This is a genomic window from Halomonas almeriensis, from assembly GCF_030409235.1.
GTDB classification, from domain to species: domain Bacteria; phylum Pseudomonadota; class Gammaproteobacteria; order Pseudomonadales; family Halomonadaceae; genus Halomonas; species Halomonas almeriensis.
In genome coordinates, this window is the sequence record NZ_JAUFPO010000017.1 from 29,236 (window position 1) to 50,320 (window position 21,085).

Sequence of the window (21,085 nt, forward strand, 5' to 3'; positions counted from 1 at the left end):
CGGGGTGGGGCCGGCATGAGTTGAGTCGGCAAGGTGAGGCGGGCGGTTTCCGACAGCCGGAATGACGGCAATGTCGTGAAATAGGCTGAATCATGCAGGCTTTTTCCCTGCACTGTGCGCCAATCTGGTTCATAATGCAGCCTGCAGCGTAGACGTCACACCTCCAGAGGAATAGTCCATGGGGCGCATAACGACACGGCGATGGTGCTTCGTCCTGATTCTGTTTTGCATCGCGACACTTTTGACCAGCACCGCTCAAGCGCAGAACCCGCGGTATGCCGGGATTGTGGTCGATACCGAAACCAGCGAGATTCTCTACGCCGAGAATGCCGATGCGCCGCGCTACCCGGCCTCGCTGACCAAGATGATGACGCTCTACATGCTGTTCGAGTCGCTCGAGCGAGGCAGCATGAAGCTGAATCAGCCGCTGCCGGTGTCGTCCACAGCGTCGAAAATGCCGGCCACCAAGCTGTGGCTCAAGCCGGGCAGCAGCCTGCCGGTTGAAACGGCCATCAAGGCGCTGGTCGTGCGCTCCGCTAATGACGTTGCGGTCGTGGTGGCCGAAGCCCTGGGCGGCAGCGAGGACCACTTCGCGCGCATGATGACCTCTCGGGCACACGAAATGGGCATGCAGGACACGATCTTCCGCAATGCCTCCGGCCTGCCGGATGACCGCCAGGTCACCACGGCGCGCGATATGGCCATGTTGGCGCGACGCCTGATGCTCGACTTCCCCGAGTATTACCACTACTTCTCGAAGAGCCGCTTCAGCTGGCGCGGCAAGACGGTGACCGGCCACAACAACCTGCTTGATACTTACCCGGGGGCCGATGGCCTCAAGACGGGGTTCATTCGGGCTTCCGGCTTCAACGTGGCCACCTCCGCCAAGCGTCACGGCCGCCGCATGCTTGCCGTGGTGATGGGCGGTTACTCGTCTTCCTCGCGGGATGAGCACATGGCCGACCTCCTGGACCGCGGCTTCATGCGTGCCTCACTGAACAATGGGCGTGGCTTTCTGGCCAATACGCGTATTGCCAATGACTACCTGCTGCCACGTAGCGAGCGCCCCATGCTGCCTTCCGGTGGCATGATGGCGAGCCGCGGCAACTCGGTGGCCTCGCTGCCGTCCTCTCCGGCATCGCCGCCGGTCGACACCGACGCCGCGAGCGGTGGCACGGCCAGCACCCCCTCGCAGGATGAAACCATCGTCGCGAATGCCTCCAGCACCGCTAGCGCTTCGAACACCTCGAGTTCCGCGACGACGTCGAGCTCTCCGAATATCGCTAACGCCACCAACACAGCGTCCAACAGCGCGGATTCGGCCGTCGTCTCGACCGATGAGCCGGCAGATTCCTCGACCGGCCCCGTGGTCTCGTCGCTCAACGAGCCCTCCACCAGCGCAGCCGCGACGGCATCCGAGCCCGCCTCGGCCGAGCCGGCCCAGGTTGCCTCGGCAGCGCCGGCATCCACGCCCGAGGTCGCTTCCACCAGCCAGGCTTCCGGTTCGACGGCAGCCAGCGCCGATGCGCCGCGCTTGGGGGACTGGGGGGTTCAGGTAGGTGCCTTCAGCGATGCCGACAATGCTCGCCGCCTCGCGGCCCGAGCCGCCGAGCGTCTCACCGCCGAGCTGGCCGATGCCCGTGTAGCGGTGCCGCACGTGGCCGACGCCAACGTCTATCGCGCCCGGCTGGTCGACATGGCGGAACCCCAGGCACGCAATGCCTGCCGTCGCCTGCAGGCCCAGGGCATGGACTGCATGGTGGTGCAGGCGGCGTTCTGATCGTCGCTACGACCAAGGGTGGGGTTGTCGTCCCCTGCCGGCGCCGTTAGCGTCAAAATCCTTAGCTATGCGCTGACTCCCACCCCACCGGCCCTGTCGGTGGGGTGTTTCATGTGGTTGTGGTTCGGCCTTCGAGACGCTCAGGAGCATCCATGTCGTCATCCTTAAAGGGTATTCTGTGCATGTGCGGCGGGGTCTTGTGTCTGGCCCTCGGTGATGCCATCACCAAGTGGCTGGGCGAGACGCACTCGCCGCTGCAGATCATCTTCTTCCGTACCCTGGTTTCGCTGCCGCTGATCGCCCTGATCGCGCGCTTCAGCGGTGGGCTGCGCAAGCTCAAGACACGCCGGCCGGGGATACATCTGCTGCGCGGGCTGATCTTTACCGGCACCATGGTCTGCTTCATGTGGGGGCTGACGCTGCTGCCGCTGGCCGAAACCACCGCGATTGCCTTTGCTGCGCCCTTGTTCGTCAATCTGCTTTCGGTACCACTGCTGGGCGAACGGGTCGATCGCACCACCCTGTTGGCTACCCTGGTGGGCTTTGCCGGGGTCCTGGTGGTGGTGCGCCCCGGTGGCGAGAGTTTTCAGCCGGCGGCGCTGATCGTCGTCGGCGCGGCGGTCTTCTATGCCCTGACGATGATCACCGCGCGCCGCTATGGGGAACGTGAGCATCTCTGGGCGATGGTCTTCTACACCACCCTGGTGCCGATGCTGGTGTCGGCGGCAAGCCTGCCCTGGGTCTGGCAGATGCCGGCGCCGGTCCACTGGCCCTTCTTCCTGCTGGCCGGGGTGCTCGGGGTGGGCGCCATGGCCGGGCTGACCCTGGCGTTTCGTTTTGCCCCGGCGGCGCTGGCGGCCCCCTTCGATTACACGGCCCTGCTGTGGGCCGTGCTGCTGGGCTGGTGGATCTGGGACGAGGTGCCGGATCTGTGGGTGCTGGTGGGCGGCTCGCTGATCATCCTCAGTGGCCTGGCGATCGCCTATCATGAGCGGCGCGTGGCCTTGAATCGGCGGCCCACGGCCTGACAGCGCGACTCAGCCGCGCTGCCTGAAAGACGGGAACGCGCGGGCCGCGGCTTGCGGGTCGGGTGTGCCGCAGATGGCCGAGATCACGGCCATGCCGTTGACGCCTGCGCGCTGCACGACCGCGGCGTGTTCGGCCTTGAGGCCGCCGATGGCGACCGTGGGCAGGGGGCTGGCGCCGGCCAGGGCGGCCAGGCCATCGAAGCCGAGCGGGGCCGCATGGTCTCGCTTGCTGGGGGTGGCAAACACCGGCCCCAGCCCCAGATAGTCGAGCCGTTCGACGTCGATGCCTGCCAGTTGCTGGGCTGTCTGCACCGACAGCCCCAGCATGGCCTCGCTACCCAGGGCGCTGCGCGCCTCGCTGACCTCGCCATCGTCCTGACCGATATGCAGGCCATCGGCGCCGCTGGCCAGGGCCACCTCCAGCCGGTCATTGACCAGAAGCGGCACGCTGCTGCTGGCCAGCACCGCCTTGAGGCGCCGGGCGACAGGGATCAGCTCGGCATCGCTGGCCTGTTTGTCGCGTAGCTGCACCATGCTCACACCGCCTTTCACCGCGGCCAGCACAGTGGCCTCGAGGCCGCGCTCGGCACACAGTTCAGGGTCGGTGACCAGATAGAGCGAGAGATCAAGGCGCATCGGAGAGCTCCACCTGTGCCTGCTGGTTGAGGGTCTCGGGGTCAAGCCGATACAACGCGTCGATGAAGGCCACGGCGAAACTGCCGGGGCCCCGCGCCTCTTCGCCGGCCATGCGACCGGCCTCGGCATAACCTGCCAGGGCCGCCACGCAGGCCTCGAAGGGATCCTCGGCCACCGCCAGATACGCCCCCACCACGCCGGTCAGGGCACAGCCCAGGGTAGTGACCCGCGGCATCAATGCATGCCCTCCGGCGATTCGCGCCAGGCGCTGGCCGTCGGTCACCAGATCGGTTTCGCCGGTCACGGCCACCGTGGCGCCGCTGCGGCGTGCCAGGGCCACCGCCGCCTGAACGGCCGCTTCGGTGGTGTCGGTACTGTCGACCCCCTGGCCGCCGCTGCCCTGCTGGGCGAGGGCGAGAATCTCCGAGGCATTGCCGCGAATGACCGTCGGCGAAAGGGCCACCAGGCGGGCCCCGGCATCGCGACGCAGGCCGGTGGCCCCTACCGCGACGGGGTCGAACACCCAGGGGGTGCCGGCCTGGTTGGCGGCGCGGGCGGCGTCCTCCATGGCCGCCACCCAGTGCGGCGAAAGCGTGCCGATGTTCAGGGTTACGGCTCCGGCCAGGCGCGCGAACTCGGCGACTTCCTCACGGGCATGGGCCATGGCCGGCGAGGCGCCCAGCGCCAGCAGCACATTGGCCATGTTGTTCATGGCAACATGATTGGTGATGTTATGAACCAGCGGGCGGACCTGGCGCATGCGGCGCAGGTAGCTGGCGATATCGAGAGTTTGCATGGCGCCTCCCGGGCGGGAGGAGGTGCCAGCGGAGCGAGCCGGCACGACTCCCTCCGCCGGCATTATCCGGATCAGGTGGTAAGGGTGCGTCTCAGCCGGTGAGCATGGCCACCGGCGCCCCTGTCGTCAGGCTTTTACTATCCGCGGTGGCGCCGCGTCTGTAAAGAGGCGGCAGTGGTATCTGCCACCGCCGCCGGCTCGATCACGAGCGCTTGGGCTGCTTGACCACGCGCAGATACGGCTTCTGTTCGTCCCAGCCTTCCGGGAAGAGCGTCTGCGCCTCTTCATTGCTCACCGCCGGCACGATGATGCAGTCATCGCCATCCTGCCAGTTCACCGGGGTGGCCAGCTTGTGCTGATCGGTGAGTTGCAGGCTATCCAGCACGCGCAGCAATTCGGCAAAGTTGCGGCCGGTGCTGGCCGGATAGGTGATGGTCAGGCGAACCTTCTTGTTCGGATCGATGATGAAGACACTACGCACCGTCAGGGTGTCGTTGGCATTGGGATGGATCATGCCGTACAGATCGCTGACCTTGCGATCGCCATCGGCCAGCAGCGGAAAGTTCAGGCCATGGCCCTGGGTTTCCTGGATGTCGCCGACCCACTTCTCGTGGTCTTCCAGCGGATCGACGGAGAGACCAATGGCCTTGGTGTGTCGCTTGTCGAGCTCCGGCTTGAGCCGCGAGACCTCGCCCAGCTCGGTGGTGCACACCGGGGTAAAATCCTTGGGATGCGAGAACAGGATGACCCAGTTGTCTCCGGCCCACTCATGGAAGTTGATGGTGCCGGCCGTGCTTTCTTGGGTGAAATCTGGCGCGATGTCGCCGAGTTGCAATGACATGTCAGGCTCCTCTGGGTTGCGTTGATGGCATCGCCCACGCGCTGCCGAATCGTTGGCCTAAGCATTACATGGGGGCGATGGGTGGGGGAAACAACCTGTGGTGATATGGTTAGCACGAGCTGCGAGCTGCGAGCTGCGAGCTGCGAGATACGAGCTTCGCCAGCAGTTCGTTTCTCGCGACTCGTATCTCGCCCAGTGCCTGCGGGGCTTCTCAAGCACTGGGTAAGGGGGTGGCATCACTTGCCAAGCCTGACGCCTGGCGGCCTTCACTGGAAGGCGATACGCGTACCGTAGCTCAGCCGTTCCTCCGGCGTCTTGGCATGGCCCTGCACACCGATCATCTCGTCGGCGCACTGGTCATCCCAGGTCACAACGCCATGGGTCAGGCCCGCCTTACCCAGCAGCTCGCGGATTTTACCGGTGCCCAGGTAGGTGCAGGTCTTGCCGTCCTTGTCGGAGAGCTTGGAGACTCCGCCAGCGTGGTGAAAGCGCACGGTGTAGATGCCATCCTGCGATTCCAGCTCCACGATCGGCGAGAAACCCTCGGAAACGGCCTTGGTCAGCTGCTTGTAGGTGATATGGTCACCCAGTGTCACATTGGTGGTCATGCGGGCTCCCTTTTGGTCGCGGTATCCTACCGGATTGTAGATTCCTCCCGGCCTCACCGCCATGCCGATGCGGGTGGAAATCCGCGGCGATCGCCCCCACAACTGATGAAAGGGTATCAACCGGCCCGATCTATCCACGAGCAGACAAGGAGCATGACATGAGCTTTCAGGGCGAACAGCATCCCGGCGTTCAGGCCCCGGCCAGCGAGACCCAGGGGTTTCGTTTGAACCACACCATGCTGCGCGTGAAGGATCCGCAGGCCGCGCTCGAGTTTTACTCGCGGGTCTTCGGCATGCAGGTGCTGCGCAAGCTGGATTTCGAGGAAATGGGCTTCTCGCTCTACTTCCTGGCCCGGCTGGAGGAAGGCGATGCCGTGCCTGAGGATGCCGCCCAGCGCAGCGTCTGGACCTTCAGCCAGAAGGGCCTGCTGGAGCTGACGCACAACTGGGGCACCGAAGACCAGGAAGACTTCGCCTATCACGACGGCAACGCCGAGCCGCAGGGCTTCGGTCATATCTGCTTCTCGGTGCCGGATCTGGACGCCGCCCAGGCCTGGTTCGACGCCAATGACGTCGAGTTCATCAAGCGCGCCGATCAGGGCAAGATGCCGGACGTGATCTTCGTCAAGGACGCCGATGGCTACTGGATTGAGGTCGTCGAGGCCGAGCGCATGGCCAGCAAGGGCGATTAACATCGCCCACGAGCTACGAGCTACGAGCTACGAGCTACGAGCTACGAGCTACGAGCTACGAGACAATCTGCTGGCAGGATGGACCGAGATTGCTGCAGGGCGATGGACTGAAACGGCGTCGGCTCTGCCTCTTGTGTATAAGTCAGAATGTCCACAGGTAGTTGTAAACGGGCTTCCAGTGCTTGTTTAAGCTCGGCACGTGCCAGAAGGGCAATCGGTTTACTGGAAATCAGCAGCAGGTCCAGGTCACCTCCTCGCCGAGTTTCGTCGAGGCGCGAGCCAAACAGGCGAGCCTCGACATCATGTCCGACGATCTGACGGGTGATATCGAGGATAAGTTGCCGCTGTTGCTTGTTCAGGCGCATGGCGCTATTCCGTCAAATGCTCTTACGTCGAGTCTAGCACCATGCACCTTGCGGCCAGCAACACGATACGCAAGCGTTGCTGGCCGGGGTCCTTACAGCGCGTCAGTGCTCATGGTCATGATCGTGGCCGTGATCGTGGTCATGCTCGCCATGGTCGTGTTCATCTTCATGGGTCGCGCCAGCGGTCGCTTCCTGACCCAGGGCCTCGTGTAGCACATCGGCATTGTGACGCAGCATGCCGATATAGCGGCTGGCCTCTCCCTCGGCGGCCAGGGCGCCGGAGTAGAGGGTGCCGGCCACCGGGCGGTCGGTTTCCTCGGCCAGTTGGTCGATGATGGCGGGGCTGGTCATGTTCTCGTGGAACAGCGCCTGCACATTGTTGGCCTTGATGACGTCGATCAGCTTGGCCATGTTCGCCGCGCTGGGTTCCGACGCCGTAGTCAGCCCGGCCGGTGACAGAAACTCGACATCATAGGCCTGGGCGAAATAGCTGAAGGAATCATGCCCGGTGATCACGCTGGTGGTCTCGGGCAGGGCGGCCAGCTTGTCGTGAATCTCGGCATCCAGCGCTTCCAGCTCGGCCTGGTAGGCCTCGGCACGCTGGCGATAGGCTTCCTCGTTGGTCGGGTCCGCCTCGATCAAGCCATCGCGAATGTTGGCCGCATAGGTCTGGCCGAGGATCGGGTCGAGCCAGGCGTGCGGGTCCTCGTCGCCATGGTCGTGCCCGGCGTGCGCCTCGGGCGACTGGCTGGCCTGCTCGTGCTCGGCGTGCTCTGAGTGATCGTGCTCTGAGTGATCGTCATGGTCATCCTGGCCGTGTGCAGCATGATCCTGATGGCCATGCTCCGCCGAGGCGGCATTTCGCGGGCCACTGATGCCTTCGGTGGCGACGACCCGCGGACCGGCATAGTCACCGGACTCCAGCAGGCGCTCCATCCAGCCCTCGAAGTGCATGCCGTTGAACACCACCAGGTCCGCCTCGGTCAGGTTGCGCGCGTCATCCGGGCGTGGCGAATACACGTGGGCATCGCCATTGGCACCCACCAGCGCGGTCACCTCGACATGCTCGCCCCCCACCTGCTCGACCATATCGGCGAGAAGGCTGAAGCTGGCGATCACCTGGACGCGCTCGGCGGCCAGCACGGAGGGCATGGCCAGCAGGGCGGCAAGGCCGGTGACAAGGCTGGCGCGGCGTGTGAAGCGATGAGCGGATGGCATGTGAAATCTCCCGGGTCAGTCGGTGGAGGTGCTTTCGAGCGGGGCGGCACGCAAGCGGTGGCGGGCCATGAAGCTATCGTGCCGGCCGAACAGCGCCGAAAGAATATACGCCAGCCCCGCCACCAGGATGATGGCCGGGCCGGACGGCAGACTGAGGTGGAACGACAGCAACAGGCCGCCCAGGTTGGCGACCAGCGCGATGACGATGGCCAGGGCAATCAGGCCCTCCAGCCGCTTGCTCCAGAAGCGCGCCGTGGTCGCCGGCAGCATCATCAGGCCCACGGCCATCAACGTGCCCAGAGTCTGGAAGCCGGCGGTCAGGTTGAGCACCACCAGGCCCAGGAAGACGCCATGCACCAGGCCGCCGCGCACGCCCTGGCCGCGCAGGAACAGCGGGTCCAGACACTCGACCACCAGCGCCCGGAAGATGAGCGCCAGCATCAGCACGATCAGCGTGGCGATGCCGACGATCAGCAGCAGCGCCGTGGTATCCACCGCCAGCACCGAGCCGAAAAGCACATGGGTCAGGTCCACGCTGCTGCCGCCCAGCGAGACCAGCATCACCCCGGCGGCCAGCGAGATCAAAAAGAAACTCGCCATGGCCGAGTCCTCGCGGTGCCCGGTCATCTGCGAGACGCTGCCCGCCAGCACCGCCACCACCAGGCCGGAGAGAATCCCGCCGAGGCTCATGATCGGCAGCGAGAAGCCGGCAAACAGGAAGCCCAGCGCAATGCCCGGCAGAATGGCGTGGGACATGGCATCGCCGATCAGGCTCATGCCGCGCAGCATCAGGAACACGCCCAGTGGCGGCGCCGCCAGCGAGAGGGCCAGGCCGGCCACCGCGGCACGGTTCATGAAGCCGTACTCGAAGGGGGCAAGTAGCCAGGCGTCAAGCAGTGCCAGCATGGCGAATATCCGCAAAATCAATGGGTAAACGAGGAGCCCGGGCCGGTTGCCCGGTGTGATGATCGAGCAGCGCCTCGGTGCCGACCCAGCGACCATGGCCTCCGGCCAGCAGCAGCACATCATCGGCCAGGCGCGACAGCTGCTCCATGTCGTGCAGCACCACCAGAATGGTCGCGCCCGCGGCGGCCATGTCGCGCAGCACCTCCATCATCACCTCGACGGTCTCACCATCGACGTTGGCGAAGGGCTCATCGAGCAGCAGCAGCTCGGCCTCCTGCATCAGGGTCCGGCCGATCAGCGCGCGCTGGCGCTGACCGCCGGAGAGCTCGCCCAACTGGCGATGCGCCAGATGCGAGATGCCCAGGCGCGCCATGATCTCGCGGCCACGCCGATAATGCGCAGCGCAATAGCCCCTGAGGGCACCATGGCTCGGCCAGGTGCCGGTCATGATCAGCTCCTCGACACTCATCGGGAAGGTCAGATCCAGGGCCAGTTGCTGCGGCAGCCAGGCACAACGCTCCCGCGATACCTCGCAACTCACTCGCCCGGCCACCGGCGGCAGCATGCCCATGAGCGCCGAGATCAGGGTGCTCTTGCCCGCCCCGTTGGCACCGATCAGGGCGGTGATGGCACCATCCTGAAAGCTGCCGTCCAGGTGCTCGAGCACCGTCTGGCCGCCACGTGCCAGCTGCAGGTTGCGCAGGGTCAGGCGTGCCATCAGCCCGCACCCCCCAGCACCCAGGCCACGGCCAGCCACAACGCCGCCAGTGGCACCACGGCTAGCATCAAGCGGCGTGCGGCCGACAACGACATCAGGGAAAAATGACACGGCCCCTCGGGGCGATGTCGGTGAGAGCGGTGCGCCATGGGGTCGACCTCCGAAATGCGCGGAAGTTATAACATAACATCATTGGGCCGCCAACCCGGCAAGACTGATAAAATACCTCGGCAACTTCCCCGAATGGACGTGACGATAATGCGCAACGCGACACTGCCGATTCTCGGCGCCCTCGGCCTGGCCGGCCTGCTGGGCCTGGCCGCCCCCAATGCCTTCGCTACCGGTGAAACCGGGCTCTACCTGGGCGGTGGCGCCGGCCAAACCCATGGCGATCAGCGCTTCGACGATGAGGCCGAGCACTGGAAGCTGATCGGCGGCTACAACTTCAGCTGGCTGCCGTTCCTCGATGTGGGCGGTGAGCTAGCCTACGTCAACGCCGGCACCCTCGAGGGCACGGCCAACGGTGGCTCGGCCAGCCTGAACGTGGAAAGCGTGCAGGCCACCGGCGTGCTGGGCTGGAGCCTCGGGCCGCTCGGCCTCTACGGCAAGGCCGGCATGGCCGACTGGGACGCTGAGCGGCGTGGCACCGGCATCGACGCCGACCTCTCCGGCACCTCGCCCGTCTATGGCCTGGGCGTGCGGGCCGGCCTGCTCGATGTCACTGGGCGCCTGGAAGTCGAGCGTCTGGATACCGACGACATCGGCAACCTCGACATGGTCACCGCCAGCGTGGTCTATACCTTCTGAGCAGCGGGCAGGCCGGCGTGGCCCACCAGCCGGGCTGCGCCACTGACCGCCATCATCGGGCCAGGGGAATCAGGACCACAGAATCCACGAGGCCAGGGAGTCGCGGTTGGCAATCTCGATCTGCTGAGCGCGCGGGTTGGCCTCGGCATGATGCGGGTTGACGCCCAGCTCGCGCAGCGCATAGCGCGCCAGGGGCCCGCGGCAGTGCAGCTCCAGCTCGCCATCCGGCATGCCGTAGTCCATCGCCAGCAACTCCCGCTCGGCCTCGGGCAGGCGGCGGTCAGGAATCAGCCGCACCGCCACCCGCGTCTGCCAGCGTTCGTCATTCTCTGCATCATGCAGGCCCAGCATCTCGCCCACATCCTCCGGCACACCGCGGAAGCGGCTCAGCACGAAATCCCGGTAGTCGCGATGCTTCTCGCAGTAGGCACGCACATGCCAGCGCCCGGCGGCAAACACCAGGGTATGCGGCACGATGATCCGCTCATCCCCCGCCGGACTGGAGAAGGAGGCATAGGTGACCTCCAGGCGACGCTTCTCGCGCGACGCCCGCACCAGCTCGCGCACCACCGCCGGCGTGATCGCCCGGCTCGGCATGGGCAACGACTCGGTGTTCGCCGCCCCCATGCTCAAGCCGGCAAACGGCGAATCCAGGGTGTCGTGAATATGCAGCAGGCGTAGGTACTCATCAACCCGGCCCTGGGTATACAGCGGCACGAAGGCCTCGCTCGGCAGGTAGCCATGGCGGCTCCCGTCGTACTGAAGGTTATCTGGTGCCAGCTCGCGATACGCGCGCAGCACCTTCTGCGCCTGCTGGCGGCCGATATCGAACGCCTCGCCGATCTGGCTGGCCGCCACGCGCCCCTCCCACAGCGCCAGAATCTCGATCAAGCGGTAACGGGCCAGCGTATCCCAGGGGATGGTCGTCAACGATGACATGACTCCCTCCATGGCTGTCATATTCCAGGTTGCTCATCATCCCCCGCATTCTAGCTCACCTTCAACAGGCCGGGTTGAAGAGTGTTGTGGATGAATGTCCAGTGGTGGCGGGGGGCAAGTGGGTGTGCTTGGATGTACCTGACTGTCGCAGCCTGGAGACAAGGATGTTGTATTTTCGCTATTGGGGGAAAGCTAAGCCTGAAGAGGGGGCTGATAGCTGTCACCTGTTGCCTTATCACAGTCTGGATGTGGCTGCCGTCGGGTGGTTCCTCCTGGCGCCCGAGCGACCGTTGACCCAGCACCTTTCCCGCCAGTTGGGGCTTTCCCCGGATGTTCTACGACGGCTTCTCGTCTTTCTGCTCGGAATCCATGATCTGGGCAAGTTCGCCCGTGCTTTCCAGGGAGTGGCTCGCCCGGAGTGTTCCGGCCTTGTACCACCGGTCGAGCGGTTGGCCTATATCGAGCGACATGACCGACTGGGGGCGTTGCTTTGGCAGTCCTGCTGGAGGCAGTGGTGGCAAGACGGCACCCTGGGTGGCATTGGAGAGATGCCACCTCGGCGGGAGCGCCGCCAACTGGCCGATACACTGCGTGCCTTGCTGGGTCCAATGTTTGGCCATCACGGTCAACCTGTGGAAGCCGGCGGGCTGGACGTGAATGATTTCTTTGCGGATGACGAGTACGCCGCTGATAGCGAAGCAGCCCAGCAGTTTGTCGCCGACCTGGCTGCCCTGATCGACGTCGAGTGGCCGCTCGACAAGCTGGTTTCACAGGAATGGAGAGAGACCTTACTGGCCGTGAGCTGGACGATTGCTGGCTGGGCGACTCTGAGCGATTGGTTGGGATCGAACCGAGAGCATTTTATCTACTGCCAGAAGGAGGTGCCGCTGGCGGATTACTGGCCGATAGCGCTCGAGCGCGCCGATAGGGCGTTGCAGGAAAGTGGGTTTGCGCGGCCTCCTGAGCCAATCCCCTATGCCGGACTTGCCAGTTGGTTTGGTGATCAGTCGGTCACACCAACTCCGCTACAGCGGGAAGCGGAAACGCTGACGATCAGCGAGGGCCCGCAACTTTTCATTCTCGAAGACGTGACCGGAGCCGGTAAAACCGAGGCGGCCTGTATTCTCGCGCAGCGGCTCTTGGCGGCCGGTCATGGAGAGGGGCTCTATTTCGCGCTACCGACCATGGCGACGTCCAACGCCATGTACGAACGACTCGGACATTTGCATCAGCATTTTTATACCGAGGCATCACAACCTTCCTGCGTGCTTTCTCATGGTGCCCGTGAACTGAATGACACCTTCATGAAGGCGGTAGCCAGCGAGCAGCCTTCAGATCGTGACTACGCCGCCGATGACATGACTGCCACTACGCGCTGCAATCGCTGGTTGGCCGATTCGCGCAAGAAATCACTGCTGGCCGACGTCGGCGTCGGCACCATCGACCAGGCCTTGATGGGGCTGCTGCCGTTTCGTCACCAGTCGTTGCGTCTCTATGGCTTGGCGCGAAAGGTCATGATTGTCGATGAGGTGCATGCTTATGATCACTACATGCAGACTCTGCTCAATCAGCTATTGGCCCATCATGCACGTCAGGGCGGCAGTGCCATCCTGCTGACGGCTACCATGCCGCGTGACATGCGCGCGTCTCTGGCCGCGGCATGGTGTGAAGGCTTGGGGCAAAAGTCGGCCGCTCTTGAGCAAGAGGCCTTCCCGTTGTTGACCCAGATAGGCCCGGAAAAGGCATGCGAGACTCCGCTGGCCACCCGCCCTGAAGTGTCGCGTGAGGTCGGCATCGACTGGCTGACCACCGAGGAACAAGCGATTGCCACTGTTCTGGAAGCAGTCGAGGCGGGTGAGTGCGTTGCCTGGGTACGCAACACCGTAGACGATGCGATTCGCGCCTATGAGCAACTACTCCTGCGTCATCCCGATCCCGAGCGTTGCCTACTTTTCCATAGCCGTTTCGCGATGTCAGACCGTCAACGTATCGAGTCGGATGTCATCGACCGCTTGGGCAAGGCTTCTACCTCCGACCGGCGTCGCGGCCAGGTATTGATCAGTACCCAGGTGTTCCAGGAATCCCTCGACTGCGATGTGGACCTCATGGTCAGTGACCTGGCGCCCATCGATCTGCTGATTCAGCGTGCGGGACGCCTGCAGCGCCATGTGCGTGGCATGCGTCGCGCGCCGATGCTGTCTGTGCTGGCACCAGAGTGGAGTGATCAACCCGATGGTCAGTGGCTGAAGCGTACTCTGCCCGGCACTCAGGCGGTCTACCGCGACACTTCCCTGCTATGGCTGACTCAGCGTGTGCTACGCGAGCTTGGTGCGATCCGCATGCCGGATGAGGCCCGGGCGCTCATTGAGGGTGTCTATGGTTCGGTCGCCGACCAGGTGCCGGACGGGCTCCAGGAAGCGAGATGGGAGCAAAGGGGTATGCAGGGAGTGGCCGTCTCCATGGCCAACTTCAACGTCTTGCCTCTCGAGCGGGGCTACCTGCGACACCAGGAGGCCGATCAATGGCAGGAAGAATTGGAAATCGGTACGCGCCTTGTCGATGAACCAACACTCAACGTCGTGCTGCTCAAGCACACCGCAGAGGGCGAGCTAACACTGTGGGCTGAAGGTGAGCGTCATGCCGCCATGCTCAGCCAGGTAAAGCTGCGCCAGAGCCAGGCAGAGAAGCTGGCTGGCCTGCCGGCGGCCGATCAGGAGGCCTGGGAGGCCCTTCAAGAGCGTTACAAGGCGTTGCGTTTCGTCAGGCCCTGGCTGGTCGAAGCTGACCCTGTATGTGCCTATGACGCCCAGTGGGGAGTGGGGTTTTGCAAGGAAGGGTAAATCCCCGCTGACGCGGGGAACGTGCCATAGAGTTGCTATGAACCGGTTCATCACCGCGGGGGCAGTGAACGCAGGAGCCATTATTGCTTAGGTTGACAGATTTCGCTAGGTGGGCTACAAATTGCCATGCACTCTCGGTTAAGCTAAAAAATTGCTATGAACCTTTTGGTTTAGAGAGGCATGGAACGGCGACGAGTCACCGAACCTGCCTGTTGCTCACATTAACAAGCTAAGCGTTCTGGTATTCCTGCGCAAGTGGGCGTCGTCACAATCGACATGAAGATTGCCTATTAATAGGAGGCAAATATGATTTTTCGGCGCTACCGTCGAACCAAGAACGGGAAGGTGCTCGATGCCAGGGACTATGGGTATGAGGCTTGGCCGATCAAACCCAGGCGGCGTGTGAAGAAGAAGCCTAAGAAGTAGTCCGATGCTGGTGCTGCCACAGCTTACAGCTGTGGCAGCACTCTGAAGAGCGCACCCATGGAGGCCAGAATGAATTTGATGACAGCGTGTTGGCTGCCATTCCGTAACCGGAATGGCGCTATCGTCTACCTGCCGCCTACAGCGGTGGCAGACCCCGACATCATTGATCTCGCCCTGCCTCGAGCGGACTTTCAGGGCGCGGCTTACCAGTTCCTGATCGGCCTGTTGCAAACCACACTGCCGCCGCAGGATCACGGCGACTGGGTGGACCGCTTGCTCGAGCCGCCCGGCGTTGATGAACTGCAAACAGTCTTTGCTCCATTCGTCGATGCCTTCGAGCTGGATGGCGAAGGGCCACGTTTCATGCAGGACCTTGACCCACTCGACGACGTCAAGGAGGCCACTGTCAGTGGCTTGCTGATTGATGCGCCGGGAGCGAATGGCATCAAGAACAACACTGATGTTTTCGTAAAACGCGGGTGTGTCGAGGCGATGTGTGAAGATTGCGCCGCCCTTGCCCTTTTCACCATGCAGATAAACGCCCCGGCTGGTGGCGCAGGCATTCGTGTCGGTCTCCGTGGCGGTGGTCCGCTGACGACACTGGTAATGCCGGAGTCGAATGCGGCCAGTCTATGGTCCCGGCTCTGGGGTAACGTTGTGACAACCGAGTCGCTGACTCGCTCCGGGCAGTCGTGGACGGAGCCTCGAGCTGATGACGAAAGCCTTTTCCTCTGGATAGCGCCGACCCGGGTCAGCGACAGGAAAGGCACAGAAGTTTTTCCCGAGGGTATGCATCCACTTCACCCATATTGGTCTATGCCGCGACGCTTCCGCCTGCTTTTCGAAGACGAGGCATGTCGTTGTGATGTCTGTGGGCGTGAGGTTTCGCGGGCCGTGCGTCGGGTTCGTTCCAAGAAGCAAGGCGCCAACTACGGTGGTCCCTGGCTGCACCCGCTGACGCCTTATCGCCGCGACCCCAAAAAGCCCAATGAGCCACCCTTGTCCACCAAAGGGCAGCCAGGCGGACTAGGCTATCAGCACTGGTCGAACCTCGTGTTGAACGATACCGATGGTAGCGGAGCCTTGCCTGCCCTGGTGGTAAATGACCATGTCTCCCAGAAGGTGCAAATAGTCGAGGGCGAGAGGGACGCCGGAGAAGAGGTCGCCGCGCTGCTTAAACACGCCCGGCTATGGGCCTTCGGCTATGACATGGACAACATGAAACCACGCGGCTGGTACAGCGTTGAGATGCCGCTGGTCGCGGTTCCACCAGCGCAGCAGGATAGGCTGCGCGCTTGGGTCCAACGTTTCATCGACCTGGCTCGACAAGTCGCTTGGATGGTTCGAAACCAAATCAAGAATGCCTGGTTCGACCGTCCTGCCGAAGCCAAGGGCGATATGAGTCATATCGATATGGCGTTCTATGACGCCACCCAAGGCGACTTTTTTAATGCCCTCCAGAGTTTTAAAGAAGTGCTCTTGGTCTCTCACGATAGCCCGACCTTACCCGCTGAGGTTGCTGAAAGCTGGTATCGCGCCCTTTATCGCAAGGCGATGGCGCTTTTTGAGGAACAAGCCCTGAGTGGAGCGCTGGAGGCGGCGGACCTTCAACGTGCGACTGCCGCCCGGCGTCAGTTGCAGAGTTTTCTTGTGGGGCGCAGCAAAGGAAGCAAGGTTATACGTCAATTTGCCGAGACCGGCGGCTTCTCCTTGACCGCCAAGCCGGCTGCTACTGAGGAGAGAATATCGTGAGTGAAACAGAAGTTGTTCCCGAAACAGAAACTCCACCTCGCGTACCCGAGCGGCCTTTTGCGATAGAACGCAGGGAAGCTGACGCTTTGCGGCGATGGTGGCAGCGCCTGACTCTATCGGCAGAGGAACTCAAGCTGCATACCGATGCGCCGCCCTGGCCCAAGGGTGTACGAGCGACATTGCGTCGTTGCGAAAGTGGCGAAGCTGCGATGCTGACAGAAGCATTTCGGCATCTTTGGCACTACTTGCCGGACGAAGAAATCGACTCCGAATGGCGTCGTAACCAGCGCCTACAGACCTGGTCATGTATCGCACTGGTAGTGGCCGAGCTGCGAGAGGATGCTCCCAAGATGCCCCTCGGTGCTGGCCTTGGTCAACAGAAGCGTGAAACCGGAAAGCCGTATATGAGCGAGCTTCGCTTTCAGCAGTTAATGACATCCCGAACACCTGAAGAGTTGATTCAGCGACTGCGTCGTGCGCTGGCACTCATCGACAAACGAGGCGTCAGTGTTGTGCACCTGGCCGACAACATCGCGCTGTGGTGGCGAGAATACCATGGCGGAATGTCGTCGAGACCGACCCACCGGCTTGGCTTTATCTGGGCGAATGATTACTTCGGCGCCACATCCGCCTACCGGCAAGACAACCAGTAATCCGTCAATCAAGACAGGGAGACCAACCAATGAGCAACTTTATCCAGCTGCATCTACTGACTGCCTATCCACCGGCCAACCTTAATCGCGATGATCTTGGCCGGCCCAAGACGGCGTTCATGGGAGGGGCGAAGCGTCTTCGTGTCTCGTCTCAGAGCCTCAAGCGTACCTGGCGAACTTCGGAGCTTTTCGAAGAGGCCGTGGGTCAGCATAAAGGGCAGCGTACCAAGAAAGTGGGGATCCAGGCTGCGAAATGCCTGCAGGAAAAAGGGGTGAATGAGAATGAGGCGAGACTCTGGGCCACCGAGATCGCCAAGGTTTTCGGTGATGTGGCCAAGGGAGAACTGGAAACCAGTCAATTGGTTCATATCAGCCCCGAAGAGCAGGCAGAGGTTGATGCTCTAGTTGAGAAATTGGCAACCGAAAAGCGCGCGCCGGAGAAGGAAGACCTCAATTTACTGCGCCACAAACCGTCCGCTGTGGATATTGCCTTGTTCGGCCGCATGTTGGCTGCGTCACCGTCCTTCAATGTGGAGGCTGCTTGTCAGGTCGCTCATGCCATCACGGTACATGCTGCCGAGGTCGAGGATGATTACTTCACGGCGGTAGACGATCTAAACACTGGCGACGAGCATCGCGGTGCGGCACATGTTGGTGAAGCCGGTTTCGGTGCCGGCCTGTTCTATAGCTATATCTGTATCGATCGACGGCAGTTGATCGAGAACCTCAATGGCGAGGAAGCACTTGCCGACCGGGCAATCGCCGCCCTGGTAGAGGCCGCAGTGAAAACCTCGCCGAAGGGTAAGCAGAATAGTTTCGGCTCGCGTGCGCATGCCAGTTATGTCTTGGCCGAGCGGGGGGATCAGCAACCGCGCTCGCTGGCGCCTGCCTTCCTGCGGCCGGTGGCTGGTCAGGATCAGACGTTGGATGCTGTTATGCGGTTGGAACGCCAGGCTAAATCCTTCGATGATGCCTACGGTGCTGGCGCCGACAAGCGTTTTATCCTGTCGGCTGACCCCGATTACCAGGAACCTCGTCTTGATGGCAATGTCGCCGTGGGCAGCCTTACCGAGCTGACTGGCTTTCTGGCGACTGATCAGTAAGGAGCCGTTATGACCCAGTACCTGGTTTTTCGGCTCTATGCGCCCCTCGCTAGCTGGGGAGAGGCTGCTGTGGGCGAGTCTCGCCCTACCGCGACGTATCCCGGACGTAGCGCCATTGTCGGGTTGCTAGGGGCTGCTTTGGGGGTACGCCGTGATGATGATGAAGGACAACGCCGCCTTCGTGAGAGTGTCGCGATCGCCATTAAACAGTACTCTCCGGGAAGTCTGATGCGCGACTACCACACGGTACAGGTCCCTGCGTCGCAGTCCAAAGTGGTTTACCGCACTCGGCGAGATGAGTTGAGCGCACCCCAGAAGGTCATCAACACCATTCTCTCCAGCCGAGATTATCGCTGTGATGGACTATGGCACGTCGCTGTCTGGCTCACACCACAGGCAGAGCTTGCACTCGAACAACTGGAGCGGTCCCTCAATAAGCCGTACTTCCCGCTCTACTTGGGTCGCAAGGCCTGTCCACCCGGTGCGCCTTTGGCGCCTCGAATAGCAGCCTGCGATCACTTGCGCGATGCCCTGGATGCAGAGTTTCCGCCTCTGCATGGCAATGACAAAGACGCTGAAAGCAGAGCTTTAAGGCTCCCGGATAGTGTGATCTACGTTTGGGAGGGTAGCGCTACCTTGCTGGATGGCAATGGTCAGGGTGTGGAATCCAGTGAAACATGGGATGTGCCGCTTAATAGACGCCGCTGGCAATTCGGACCACGTACTGAATACCGCCGCATGGTACGGCCAAGGGGGGAAAGATAATGTACCTTTCTCGAGTGCGAGTCGATCTCAATGGCCTCTCCCGTGGGGCTTTGTTCGACATCATGGATGGGCGTGCTTATACCGCCCATCAACTCCTGTGGAGATTGTTTCCTGACCATCAGGGAGCGCGCCCTTTTCTATTTCGACAAGAAATGGAAGAGCCTGAAGATGGGGGAGCAGCACGGGGCCTACCGAATTTCTATGTGTTGTCCGATCGTGAACCGGAAGGGATTCCTGGCGTGCTGGAGTCTCAGTCCAAGTCATTTTCCCCAGCGTTGGAGGTTGGAGAACAACTTGCCTTCCGCCTGAGAGCCAATCCCACTGTGGCCAAGCCGGTGGCTGGCAAGCGTGGCAGGCGCGCCGATGTGCTGATGGCTGCCAAGTATCCATTCGAGTCTGGTGGAAACAGAAAAAATCAGGCCTGTGCCGATGCAATGGACGCGGCTGCTCGTGAGTGGCTGGAGAAGCGTGCCGAGTCCTGGGGAGTTCGTTTGCCTGTGCCACCCGAAGTGGGAGGGTATCGTCAGCATGCCTTACCGAAGAATAGCGGAGAGCCGATTCGCTTTTCCAGCATCGACTATGAAGGCTTGCTGGAGGTCACCGACCCAGGTCGACTGATCGAAACTCTGTCACATGGTATAGGGCGGGCCAAGGCTTTTGGCTGTGGCTTGCTGTTGCTGCGACACCCTTGAGGGGGTAGGCAAGGAGGTCGATATGGGATTCATCCCACTCAAGCCGATCCCCGAGAAAGACCGCATGTCGATGATCTTCGTTGGCATGGGGCAGATCGATGTGCGTGATGGTGCTTTCGTTGTCATCGACGACGTCAACGGGGAACGTATGCATATCCCCGTTGGCTCGGTGGCGTGCTTGCTCCTGGAGCCGGGAACCCGGGTTTCGCATGCCGCCGTCAAACTGGCTTCGGTTGTCGGGACACTGCTGATCTGGGTCGGTGATGCCGGTGTACGCCTATACAGTGCTGGTCAGCCCGGTGGCGCTCGATCCGATAAACTACTTTATCAAGCTCAGCTGGCGCTGGATGACAAGCTGCGGTTAAAAGTCGTGCGCAAGATGTTCGAGCTCCGCTTTGGAGAGCCGCCGCCCTCAAGACGTAGTGTCGATCAACTGCGGGGTATGGAGGGTGCACGAGTTCGCAAGACCTATCAGCTTCTCGCTAAGCAGTATGGGGTCAAATGGAATGGCAGGCGATATGACCCGTCCCAGTGGGATGCATCAGATGTCGCCAATCAGTGTCTTTCTGCTGCCACGGCTTGTCTGTATGGCATTACTGAAGCAGCGATATTGGCCTCCGGGTACGCCCCGGCAATTGGCTTCCTGCATACTGGCAAACCGCAGAGCTTTGTTTACGACATTGCTGACATCGTGAAATTCGAGACGGTCGTTCCTGCTGCTTTTAGAGTTGCGGCCCGTAACCCTGTGGCGCCTGATCGTGAAGTGCGGATCGCTTGCCGTGACGCCTTCAAGCAGACCAAGTTGCTCCAACGGTTGATCCCTATGATTGAAGACGTATTGGCGGCGGGTGAAATTGAACCGCCTCCCCCTGCTCCCGAAGCGATGCCGACGGCTATCCCGGAACCGGAGTCAGTTGGCGACCAAGGGCATCGGAGCAAGTAACGATGGCGATGTTGGTTGTGGTAACTGAAGCGGTACCACCGCGTCTACGTGGCCGGCTTGCCGTCTGGCTTCTTGAGATCCGCGCTGGTGTTTACGTCGGGGACGTGACCAAGCGGGTACGCGAAATGATATGGGAGCAGATCAACGCACTTGCGGAGGATGGCAATGTAGCAATGGCCTGGTCGAGTAACCATGAGTCCGGTTTTGAGTTCCAGACATATGGGCAAAATCGTCGGGAACCGGTAGATCATGATGGGTTACGTTTGGTGCGATTTTTGCCTATAGATACAACTAATTGATTTTACTGGCTCTTTAACAATTCAGTCTGGTCAAAAAATGAACAAAATCGCTGGTGGATTTTCCGCTGGCGATTTTTCATTTGCAAAACAGGTGTCTACAATAAGTCCGATCCCCGCACTCGCGGGGATGAACCGTACATTGATGTCGCCAACATTGAGGCTAATTGCCGATCCCCGCACTCGCGGGGATGAACCGGATACCTTTTCGACCAATACGCGAATTTCGACCCGATCCCCGCACTCGCGGGGATGAACCGCACGCCACCTTCGTCGCCGGT

General features: G+C 61.9%; 22 protein-coding genes, 1 CRISPR repeat array and 1 riboswitch (1 of these 24 cut by a window edge). Of the genes, 12 read left to right on the forward strand and 10 right to left on the reverse strand.

The window, feature by feature from the left end:
- Positions 1–178 precede the first annotated feature (178 nt).
- Positions 179–1,780, forward strand: a complete 1,602-nt coding sequence (locus tag QWY74_RS12590; protein WP_264826978.1) for a serine hydrolase — start codon at positions 179–181, stop codon at positions 1,778–1,780.
- Between the two features lie 152 nt (positions 1,781–1,932).
- Positions 1,933–2,808, forward strand: coding sequence for a DMT family transporter (locus QWY74_RS12595; RefSeq protein ID WP_264826977.1), 876 nt, complete (start codon positions 1,933–1,935; stop codon positions 2,806–2,808).
- A gap of 9 nt (positions 2,809–2,817) precedes the next feature.
- Here QWY74_RS12595 and thiE read toward each other — a convergent pair whose 3' ends face one another.
- The 4 genes from thiE to QWY74_RS12615 all read right to left on the reverse strand — a co-directional run bounded on the left by thiE (position 2,818) and on the right by QWY74_RS12615 (position 5,689).
- Positions 2,818–3,444, reverse strand: coding sequence for a thiamine phosphate synthase (gene thiE / locus QWY74_RS12600; RefSeq protein ID WP_264826976.1), 627 nt, complete (start codon positions 3,442–3,444; stop codon positions 2,818–2,820).
- Positions 3,434–4,240, reverse strand: a complete 807-nt coding sequence (thiM, locus tag QWY74_RS12605) for a hydroxyethylthiazole kinase (RefSeq protein WP_264826975.1) — start codon at positions 4,238–4,240, stop codon at positions 3,434–3,436. The genes thiE and thiM overlap by 11 nt, the downstream gene beginning before the upstream one ends.
- A gap of 31 nt (positions 4,241–4,271) precedes the next feature.
- Positions 4,272–4,372: riboswitch (TPP riboswitch) on the reverse strand.
- Positions 4,373–4,442: 70 nt separating this feature from the next.
- A complete protein-coding gene (locus QWY74_RS12610; RefSeq protein ID WP_264826974.1) occupies positions 4,443–5,081 on the reverse strand; it encodes a peroxiredoxin in 639 nt (212 codons plus the stop codon).
- Positions 5,082–5,347: 266 nt separating this feature from the next.
- Complete coding sequence (locus QWY74_RS12615; protein WP_264826972.1) at positions 5,348–5,689, reverse strand: hypothetical protein; 342 nt, start codon at positions 5,687–5,689, stop codon at positions 5,348–5,350.
- A 158-nt stretch (positions 5,690–5,847) separates the two neighbouring features.
- On the opposite strand from QWY74_RS12615, the gene gloA reads away from it, so the two are divergent.
- Positions 5,848–6,381: a lactoylglutathione lyase gene (gene gloA, locus QWY74_RS12620; RefSeq protein WP_264826971.1), complete on the forward strand. Its 534-nt coding sequence runs from the start codon at positions 5,848–5,850 to the stop codon at positions 6,379–6,381.
- Between the two features lie 41 nt (positions 6,382–6,422).
- On the opposite strand, the gene QWY74_RS12625 is transcribed toward gloA, so the two are convergent.
- The 5 genes from QWY74_RS12625 to QWY74_RS12645 all read right to left on the reverse strand — a co-directional run bounded on the left by QWY74_RS12625 (position 6,423) and on the right by QWY74_RS12645 (position 9,737).
- The gene (locus QWY74_RS12625) at positions 6,423–6,746 is read right to left on the reverse strand and encodes a nucleotidyltransferase domain-containing protein (RefSeq protein ID WP_264826970.1); all 324 of its coding nucleotides are present in this window, start codon (positions 6,744–6,746) and stop codon (positions 6,423–6,425) included.
- 102 nt (positions 6,747–6,848) lie between these two features.
- Positions 6,849–7,964: a metal ABC transporter solute-binding protein, Zn/Mn family gene (locus QWY74_RS12630; protein ID WP_290314431.1), complete on the reverse strand. Its 1,116-nt coding sequence runs from the start codon at positions 7,962–7,964 to the stop codon at positions 6,849–6,851.
- Between the two features lie 15 nt (positions 7,965–7,979).
- The gene (locus tag QWY74_RS12635; RefSeq protein WP_290314432.1) at positions 7,980–8,870 is read right to left on the reverse strand and encodes a metal ABC transporter permease; all 891 of its coding nucleotides are present in this window, start codon (positions 8,868–8,870) and stop codon (positions 7,980–7,982) included.
- Entirely contained in the window at positions 8,854–9,588 is a 735-nt protein-coding gene (locus tag QWY74_RS12640) for a metal ABC transporter ATP-binding protein (RefSeq protein WP_290314433.1), read from the reverse strand. Before QWY74_RS12640 ends, QWY74_RS12635 begins: the two co-directional genes overlap by 17 nt.
- Positions 9,588–9,737 (reverse strand): hypothetical protein, encoded by a 150-nt coding sequence (locus QWY74_RS12645; protein WP_264826965.1) that lies wholly within the window; start codon positions 9,735–9,737, stop codon positions 9,588–9,590. The genes QWY74_RS12640 and QWY74_RS12645 overlap by 1 nt, the downstream gene beginning before the upstream one ends.
- A gap of 109 nt (positions 9,738–9,846) precedes the next feature.
- Here QWY74_RS12645 and QWY74_RS12650 point away from each other — a divergent pair, with 109 nt between their 5' ends.
- The gene (locus QWY74_RS12650; protein ID WP_290314434.1) at positions 9,847–10,395 is read left to right on the forward strand and encodes an outer membrane beta-barrel protein; all 549 of its coding nucleotides are present in this window, start codon (positions 9,847–9,849) and stop codon (positions 10,393–10,395) included.
- 69 nt (positions 10,396–10,464) lie between these two features.
- On the opposite strand, the gene QWY74_RS12655 is transcribed toward QWY74_RS12650, so the two are convergent.
- The gene (locus tag QWY74_RS12655) at positions 10,465–11,334 is read right to left on the reverse strand and encodes a WYL domain-containing protein (protein WP_290314435.1); all 870 of its coding nucleotides are present in this window, start codon (positions 11,332–11,334) and stop codon (positions 10,465–10,467) included.
- A gap of 164 nt (positions 11,335–11,498) precedes the next feature.
- On the opposite strand from QWY74_RS12655, the gene cas3 reads away from it, so the two are divergent.
- From cas3 to cas2e, 8 genes are all read left to right on the forward strand, one after another.
- Positions 11,499–14,174 carry a CRISPR-associated helicase Cas3' gene (gene cas3 / locus QWY74_RS12660; protein WP_290314436.1) on the forward strand — a complete coding sequence of 892 codons (2,676 nt, stop codon included), beginning with the start codon at positions 11,499–11,501 and terminating at the stop codon, positions 14,172–14,174.
- Positions 14,175–14,669: 495 nt separating this feature from the next.
- The gene (gene casA / locus QWY74_RS12665; RefSeq protein WP_290314437.1) at positions 14,670–16,352 is read left to right on the forward strand and encodes a type I-E CRISPR-associated protein Cse1/CasA; all 1,683 of its coding nucleotides are present in this window, start codon (positions 14,670–14,672) and stop codon (positions 16,350–16,352) included.
- Positions 16,349–17,005, forward strand: coding sequence for a type I-E CRISPR-associated protein Cse2/CasB (casB, locus tag QWY74_RS12670; RefSeq protein ID WP_290314438.1), 657 nt, complete (start codon positions 16,349–16,351; stop codon positions 17,003–17,005). The genes casA and casB overlap by 4 nt, the downstream gene beginning before the upstream one ends.
- A gap of 29 nt (positions 17,006–17,034) precedes the next feature.
- Entirely contained in the window at positions 17,035–18,108 is a 1,074-nt protein-coding gene (gene cas7e, locus QWY74_RS12675; RefSeq protein ID WP_290314439.1) for a type I-E CRISPR-associated protein Cas7/Cse4/CasC, read from the forward strand.
- Positions 18,109–18,117: 9 nt separating this feature from the next.
- Entirely contained in the window at positions 18,118–18,873 is a 756-nt protein-coding gene (cas5e, locus tag QWY74_RS12680) for a type I-E CRISPR-associated protein Cas5/CasD (RefSeq protein ID WP_290314440.1), read from the forward strand.
- A complete protein-coding gene (gene cas6e, locus QWY74_RS12685; RefSeq protein WP_290314441.1) occupies positions 18,873–19,565 on the forward strand; it encodes a type I-E CRISPR-associated protein Cas6/Cse3/CasE in 693 nt (230 codons plus the stop codon). The genes cas5e and cas6e overlap by 1 nt, the downstream gene beginning before the upstream one ends.
- A gap of 22 nt (positions 19,566–19,587) precedes the next feature.
- Complete coding sequence (gene cas1e, locus QWY74_RS12690; RefSeq protein WP_290314442.1) at positions 19,588–20,508, forward strand: type I-E CRISPR-associated endonuclease Cas1e; 921 nt, start codon at positions 19,588–19,590, stop codon at positions 20,506–20,508.
- A 2-nt stretch (positions 20,509–20,510) separates the two neighbouring features.
- Complete coding sequence (gene cas2e, locus QWY74_RS12695; RefSeq protein ID WP_290314443.1) at positions 20,511–20,807, forward strand: type I-E CRISPR-associated endoribonuclease Cas2e; 297 nt, start codon at positions 20,511–20,513, stop codon at positions 20,805–20,807.
- A gap of 106 nt (positions 20,808–20,913) precedes the next feature.
- Positions 20,914–21,085: direct repeats of the CRISPR family, unit length 29 nt; unit sequence CCGATCCCCGCACTCGCGGGGATGAACCG (it continues 3,338 nt past the right edge of the window).

Coding starts and splice junctions, on each gene's coding strand:
- QWY74_RS12590 (WP_264826978.1), top strand. CDS start 179: ATGGGGCGCATAACGACACGGCGATGGTGCTTCGTCCTGATTCTGTTT.
- QWY74_RS12595 (WP_264826977.1), top strand. CDS start 1,933: ATGTCGTCATCCTTAAAGGGTATTCTGTGCATGTGCGGCGGGGTCTTG.
- thiE (WP_264826976.1), bottom strand. CDS start 3,444: ATGCGCCTTGATCTCTCGCTCTATCTGGTCACCGACCCTGAACTGTGT.
- thiM (WP_264826975.1), bottom strand. CDS start 4,240: ATGCAAACTCTCGATATCGCCAGCTACCTGCGCCGCATGCGCCAGGTC.
- QWY74_RS12610 (WP_264826974.1), bottom strand. CDS start 5,081: ATGTCATTGCAACTCGGCGACATCGCGCCAGATTTCACCCAAGAAAGC.
- QWY74_RS12615 (WP_264826972.1), bottom strand. CDS start 5,689: ATGACCACCAATGTGACACTGGGTGACCATATCACCTACAAGCAGCTG.
- gloA (WP_264826971.1), top strand. CDS start 5,848: ATGAGCTTTCAGGGCGAACAGCATCCCGGCGTTCAGGCCCCGGCCAGC.
- QWY74_RS12625 (WP_264826970.1), bottom strand. CDS start 6,746: ATGCGCCTGAACAAGCAACAGCGGCAACTTATCCTCGATATCACCCGT.
- QWY74_RS12630 (WP_290314431.1), bottom strand. CDS start 7,964: ATGCCATCCGCTCATCGCTTCACACGCCGCGCCAGCCTTGTCACCGGC.
- QWY74_RS12635 (WP_290314432.1), bottom strand. CDS start 8,870: ATGCTGGCACTGCTTGACGCCTGGCTACTTGCCCCCTTCGAGTACGGC.
- QWY74_RS12640 (WP_290314433.1), bottom strand. CDS start 9,588: ATGGCACGCCTGACCCTGCGCAACCTGCAGCTGGCACGTGGCGGCCAG.
- QWY74_RS12645 (WP_264826965.1), bottom strand. CDS start 9,737: ATGGCGCACCGCTCTCACCGACATCGCCCCGAGGGGCCGTGTCATTTT.
- QWY74_RS12650 (WP_290314434.1), top strand. CDS start 9,847: ATGCGCAACGCGACACTGCCGATTCTCGGCGCCCTCGGCCTGGCCGGC.
- QWY74_RS12655 (WP_290314435.1), bottom strand. CDS start 11,334: ATGTCATCGTTGACGACCATCCCCTGGGATACGCTGGCCCGTTACCGC.
- cas3 (WP_290314436.1), top strand. CDS start 11,499: ATGTTGTATTTTCGCTATTGGGGGAAAGCTAAGCCTGAAGAGGGGGCT.
- casA (WP_290314437.1), top strand. CDS start 14,670: ATGAATTTGATGACAGCGTGTTGGCTGCCATTCCGTAACCGGAATGGC.
- cas7e (WP_290314439.1), top strand. CDS start 17,035: ATGAGCAACTTTATCCAGCTGCATCTACTGACTGCCTATCCACCGGCC.
- cas5e (WP_290314440.1), top strand. CDS start 18,118: ATGACCCAGTACCTGGTTTTTCGGCTCTATGCGCCCCTCGCTAGCTGG.
- cas6e (WP_290314441.1), top strand. CDS start 18,873: ATGTACCTTTCTCGAGTGCGAGTCGATCTCAATGGCCTCTCCCGTGGG.
- cas1e (WP_290314442.1), top strand. CDS start 19,588: ATGGGATTCATCCCACTCAAGCCGATCCCCGAGAAAGACCGCATGTCG.
- cas2e (WP_290314443.1), top strand. CDS start 20,511: ATGGCGATGTTGGTTGTGGTAACTGAAGCGGTACCACCGCGTCTACGT.